At 68.4% G+C, this 5,735-nt stretch carries 4 protein-coding genes and 1 pseudogene; 3 read left to right on the top strand and 2 right to left on the bottom strand.

Translation table 11 applies throughout. The features are described 5' to 3' along the window. Positions 1–336: pseudogene (locus tag OO47_RS32775) on the top strand (MBL fold metallo-hydrolase); the annotation flags it as partial. Between the two features lie 318 nt (positions 337–654). On the opposite strand, the gene OO47_RS32770 reads toward OO47_RS32775, so the two are convergent. Then, positions 655–846: a hypothetical protein gene (locus OO47_RS32770; RefSeq protein WP_030223390.1), complete on the bottom strand. Its 192-nt coding sequence runs from the start codon at positions 844–846 to the stop codon at positions 655–657. Between the two features lie 387 nt (positions 847–1,233). Beyond that, a complete protein-coding gene (locus tag OO47_RS34335) occupies positions 1,234–3,165 on the bottom strand; it encodes an NHL domain-containing protein (protein ID WP_051716425.1) in 1,932 nt (643 codons plus the stop codon). A gap of 874 nt (positions 3,166–4,039) precedes the next feature. Here OO47_RS34335 and OO47_RS32760 point away from each other — a divergent pair. Together OO47_RS32760 and OO47_RS38315 are read left to right on the top strand one after the other, a co-directional pair. Next, positions 4,040–5,464 carry a glycosyltransferase family 4 protein gene (locus OO47_RS32760; RefSeq protein ID WP_324606536.1) on the top strand — a complete coding sequence of 475 codons (1,425 nt, stop codon included), beginning with the start codon at positions 4,040–4,042 and terminating at the stop codon, positions 5,462–5,464. Next, positions 5,461–5,735 (top strand): hypothetical protein (locus OO47_RS38315; protein WP_209440464.1); only part of this gene is annotated, 275 nt, incomplete at its 3' end. The genes OO47_RS32760 and OO47_RS38315, both read left to right, overlap by 4 nt.

The raw sequence follows: 5,735 nt of genomic DNA, 5'->3' as shown, positions 1-5,735 counted from the left end.
GACTTCGAGGCGTCCATGCGCCGCTGCCGGGAGATCGGCGCCCGCTGGTACGGCACGGGCCACCAGAAGGGCGTGATCGAGGGCGCGGCCGCGTTCTCCACACGGCTCGACGCCTTCGCCGCCGTGGTGAAGAAGCGGGACGCCGCACTCCTGGCACTCCTCGACGAACCGCGCACCGTCGAGGAGATCGCCGCACACCGCCTCGTCTACCGCCCCCACGTCGATGGCCCCCACGTGGAACCGGTCGAGCGCCGAACCGCCGCACAGCACCTGGACCGGCTGATCCGCACAGGACTGGTCACGGAGGTCGAGGAGGGACGGTTCCGCGCAACGTGACGCGCGCCCACCGGGCCGGTCGGAACAGACGTACCACCACGTCCCGCCAGGCCATGGGCCACGCAGGCCACGGTGCCGAGACCGGCATGCCGCCACCCCCTGCGCCACACCATCAGGGAACCTGTCGAACCGTCAGTAGAGTCGGCAAAAGGTCGGCATTCAGCCGACCAGACCTGCTCGCACCCGAGCACACTCCGGAAGCGCACCCACCGACTGCGGAAGGGGTTGCGATACGTGCCCTCCCGCAGTCGCGACGACAGCCCTGACGGAGCCGAGCATCCCTCGGCCTTGGATTGACGCAGAAGAGGAAAACCCGGGTCAGCGCACCCGCCCCCGCGCCTTCAGCTGCGTCGCCGGCATCTCCGGGGCGGCCAGACGGCCGCCACCGTAGTCCTTGACCTCGCCGAAGCGATCACCCGTCGTCCAGTCCTGCCGGGCCTCGCGGATCTCCTCGTCCGTGCGGCCCACGAAGTTCCACGACGTCTTCGTCTCCCCCGCCTGCAGCCTCATCTGCTGGAGACGCCTCAAGAAGGCCCGAACACGGTCGTGTCACGAACTCTGCTGATGCCACTACGTGAGCTTTGCCTTCGGGTTCGGCCTACGGGGCCGGCAGGACGCGAGCAGGAATTGCTCGGCCATCTCGGCGTATCGCGCACTCGCAGAAGCCGGGCCGACTGAGGTACCGGCCGTGCCGGAGCCGTAACTCAGCGCAAGTCGGCGGCGATGGACCTTACCGGTAGGGGTATCGACCCGGCGCTGGTGAAGGGCACACGGCGCAGGTTCCAGGCTCTACGACCGCGCTCCGGCGCCTCCGGGCCGCGCGCCCTCGTGCAGGGGCGTCCGGCCCGGAGACATCCGGCGAATGGTGCACTCATGTGCAGCGGGACACGGGGGCGATCACTCCTCCGTGATCTCCAGGCCGGTGGAGTCCGACACGATGCCGCCCACCTGGAAGGTCAGACGAGTCGGTCCGACCGGCGCGGCGGCGGTTGCTTCCACGGCGACCCAGATGCTGGCTTTCGGATGCTCCCGCGAGAGGCCGAGATCCACATTCGCGCAGGTGAGAGTCCGCCCGTCAGCCGAAAGGACCGCGTCGAACTTCTCGTCTTCCTCTTTCGAATGCGACTTGACGGTCATCTGGTGCTTTACGTTCTCGCGGACGAAGGCCAGGCCGGCTCCCGAGGGGAGTGTCACCCTGACGGTCTGCCGGGGGACTTCTTGTTCTCCCTGGACCACCACCCCCGGGTACCTGAGTCCTACACCCCGCACCAGCTCTTGCGAGGGGGTTGCCGCAGTCACGGAGAACCGAGGTCCTGCGGTGACCGTGGCGCTCAGGACGATGCCCGGATGGCGGCCCGCGAGCAGCTGCCCGTCGCGGTAGGTGCCGGGGTCCACTGCGGTATCCGCTTTGACGGGAATGGTATAGACCAGCGGGCCCTTGTTCGCGTCACAGGTGTTGAGGTGCAGGTTGCCGGTGACGATCATGACGCGACGGCCGGATTCGAAGTAGCAGCCGAGGCTTCCTCTGCGCGCGCCGTCCCCGTTGTAGGAATAGGTGGGCCACTCCGCGAAGGTGAAGCCGGTGGGCGCGGTGAACCTCTGCACGATGTTCCCCGCGTCGACCGCCCGCCCCGCGTGGTAGGCGGTGATCTCCACGGTGAGTTCAGCGGTCTCACCGAGGCTGGCCCGCGGGACCTTGACCTGGCGGATCGTCAGGTTCCGCTCCTGGGCACCCGGCAGCTTCCACACCAGGTGACTCTCGCTGTCCGAGATGTACAGGTTGCCGCACGGGTCCATCGCCAGACCCCGAGGCGATCGCAGGGTGACTCCTGCGATTTGCTCCGCGCTGCCGCTGCCGACCGGTGTGTCGGGACCGGCGATCGTCGTGATGACGCCCTTGCGGTCCACCTTCCGCACCCGGTGGTTCGTCCTGTCGGCGATGTACAGGTTTCCCTCGGCGTCCCTCGCCAGTGCGCAGGGGTCGTACATTTTGGCACGGTTGGCCGGTCCGCCGTCACCGCTGAAGCCAAAGCTGGTACCAAACCACCCATGACCGGTGCCGGCGAAGGTCGTGATGCCGTGCTGCGTCACCTTCCACACCCGGTGGTTGTATTCATCGGCGATGTACAGGCTGCCGTCCTCGTCCATGCACAGTGCGGCGGGTTCTTTGACGGGAGGATCGCCCTGCCGCTGGAGCGAACTGTCGAGCGGCACACTGGAGATCTTGCCGTCCGTCATCTTGCGCACACGGTCCCTGGTTTCCTCGGCGATGAACAGAGTTCCCGCAGCGTCGAACATCAAGTTCGCCGGGCGGCCCAACGAGACTTCGGTGGGAACTCCCTCCTCCCGTCCGTAGCCATTCGATCCGTCGCCGGCCACCAGGGAAATCTCGCCTTCCGGCGTCACCTTCCGCACCCGGTAGTTTCCCCAGTCGGCGATGTACAGGTTTCCGGCAGCGTCGAGCGCAAGTGCGGTCGGGGAGTTGAGCCGTGCGGTCCGCGCGTTACCGCTGCGCGAGTCGTCACCGGTGTAACCTGCGGTTCCTTCTCCGGCCACCGTGGAGATCAGCCCGTCCGGCGTCACCTTCCGCACCCGGTGGTTGCCCCGGTCGGCGATGAAGAGGGTGCCGTCATCGGCGAGCAGAAGGCCCGCCGGCGAGTTCAGCTCAGCGGCGGTGGCCTTTCCGCCGTCACCCTGGCCACCCTGCACTCCCGTACCGGCCACCACGGTCAGCACGCCCTCCGCATCCGGGATCGCCGGACGCCCGTCCGGCGATCCCGGATGTGCCGGAAGCATGTCCGTCTCAGTGATGTCCACCGTCAGAGTCATCGTCGATTCTCCTGCCTGGCTTGTGGTTTGCACGTCCATGGCGGCAGCCCCGCTCCGTAGGAATGGGGATACGCGGAAGAAAAGGCCGGCGCATCCGCCCACGAGCATCCTGCTCCAGGACCTCACAACCCGCATCCGAAAAAGAAACGCCCGGCCTCCGTCAAGTTGACGACCGAACGGATTCGGTTGACCCGAATCAGCGATACAGGCAGCCACGCAGACCCTCGCCATACACCCGGTCACCCACGACGTCCCGAAAGCCCGGATACCTCCACCGCACGCCCAGCGCCGCCTGTCGGCACCATCGTCGCGTGCGGCGTCGAAGCCGCTGTTCGGTCGAGGCGGATGCCGGTTCATCCGTCTGCGGGGGGTGTTCATCGGAGAAGCGCCACTGCACTCACTCCTTTCGCTTCACCTGACTGCGGTGGGCGGGCAACGGATTGCGTTGTCGAAGGGCCGGGCCAGCGGCTACGAGGTCGGTTTCCTCGGTTTGCTCGTACCGCCGCGCACAACGGCGCACTTCATGACAGGTACGTGCGCCCCCATGAGCGCCCTCGTACCACCCCGCGTCGCGGTGAACCTCGGCGCGGGCGGGGGTATCGCGGCGTTTTCGTGGGGCACTGCCGTTCGGGGCCGGGACACACTGACACCTGAGTTGATCTTCGTGCGGGAAATGGCCGGCAGATGCCGGAGGCCTGCGCAGAACTGCCCCGGGACGGCCGGACGGCTCTGCCGCGATGCGCCCCGGCGGGCTCGCGCCCTGCCCCGGACAGTTATCCGCCACCCGCAGCCTGAGGCTGCGGGTGGCGGCAGGCGCCCGGGACGCGTGAAAGGGGCGCGTGCCGGTGGTGGCGCACTCTGCGGAAGGAGTTTCGTGCAGCAGGACAGGGCGGCGGGCGGTTCGTTACCGCAGGCTACCGGGGTGCCGGACGTGGAGCGGTTGTCGGTCGTGGCGCGGGTGTACGGGTATCCGCCCGACCACAACGCAGGGTCGGAGTGGATGCTGCACTCGATGCTGCGGCCCCTGGCGAAGCGGGGGCACCGGGTGGAGGTGTGGCTGTCGCACCCGGGCAAGAGCCATGCGCCTTACGAGATCGACGGTGTGCACGTGGTGCCGTTCCAGGCCGGGATCGACTTCGTCTCCCGCGCCCGGCGTGCGGACGTGCTGGTCTCCCACTACGAGAACGTGCCTCTGGTCGCCGGCATCGCCCGGGACCGCTCCATCCCGGTGGCGGTGATCTGCCACGACAACTTCGCCGGCAGCTTCCACAACGCCGCCGGCGCCGACCTGATGGTCTACAACAGCCAGTGGATCCGTCGCGACGGCGAGATCTTCTACGCCCGCTACCCGCAAGAGTTCCTGCCCAAGCGCAGCATCGTGGTGCGCCCGCCGGTCATCGCGCACGAGTACCGCACCCAGCCGGGTGAGTGTGTGACGCTGGTGAACCTGAACAGCGACAAGGGCGGGGAGCTGTTCTGGCGGATCGCCGCCTGGTCCCCGGAGTGGCGCTTTCGCGGAGTGAAAGGCGCCTACGGCGAGCAGGTGATGCCACCACCGAGGCTGCCGAACTGCGAGGTCGTCGACTCCGTCCCCGGCCACCGCATGCGCGAGCACGTCTACGCCCACGCCCGGGTGATCCTCATGCCCAGTCTGTACGAGTCGTGGGGACGGGTGGCGGTGGAGGCCTTCGCCTCGGGCATTCCCGTAATCGCCCACCCCACGCCCGGCCTGGTCGAAGCCCTCGGGGAAGCCGGGATCTTCGCCTACCGCGACGACCCCACCGCCTGGATCGACGCCCTCCGGTCCCTGCGCGATCCCCAGGCCTGGGCCCGCGCCTCCAAGCGGGCCCGGGCACGCTCCGACGAACTCAGCTCTGCCAGTGACATCGACCTGTGGTGCCAGGCCGTCGAAGCACTTCCCACCGCGCGCCCGCCGCGAGTCTTGCGCCGGCGCACCGGCACCGGCCTCGCCGACGCCGCCCTGATGGGCGCCCGTGCTCTTCGTGACGGCACCCCCACCACGCACCTCCCCCGCATTCCCGCCCTGCGGCGAGTGAAGAAGGCGCTCGGGGACCGCGCCGGACAGCTGCGTATCCGCGCTCCGCGAAGCCCGCGCCGACAGGGAGCGGGCCCTTTGCTCCCGGGGGCCGAGACGGTCCGCCCAGTCGAGCCGGACCACTGCGACAAGGGCCTGCAGAAGACGGGCCGCGCCGACGACGGTGCCCGTCACAGCGCCCCGGTCCTCGGGCGTTCCCAGACCGGTCCGGTCAATTCCCAGCGAAAGGACGCCATGCCATGACCACTCCCAGACCGGGTTACCACTGCGTCAAACGGTTCAAGAACACAGGCAAGATCCAGGACTTCCGTGTCCCCGACGACGTGACCTCGCTCGACGTCCGCATCTGGGGCAGCGGAGGCGGCGGCGATCTGGGCGGAGGAGGCGGCTACGCGGGCGGCGGCGCCGATGACGGCCTGGTGGTTGGTGGAGTACCGGTAGTTCTAATAGGTCACCGGTGGCCCCGAGCGCGTAAGCGCAAGAGGCACCATGCGAGGCGGGAAGCTGCTTCCTT

Origin of the sequence: Streptomyces bikiniensis (genome assembly GCF_000716625.1) — a bacterium.
GTDB lineage: Bacteria > Actinomycetota > Actinomycetes > Streptomycetales > Streptomycetaceae > Streptomyces > Streptomyces bikiniensis.
This window is presented reverse-complemented; position numbering and strand designations above follow the sequence as displayed.

Bases quoted from the DNA above. Each gene is read 5' to 3' on its own strand.
- OO47_RS32770 (WP_030223390.1), bottom strand. From the start codon at position 846: ATGAGGCTGCAGGCGGGGGAGACGAAGACGTCGTGGAACTTCGTGGGC.
- OO47_RS34335 (WP_051716425.1), bottom strand. From the start codon at position 3,165: ATGACTCTGACGGTGGACATCACTGAGACGGACATGCTTCCGGCACAT.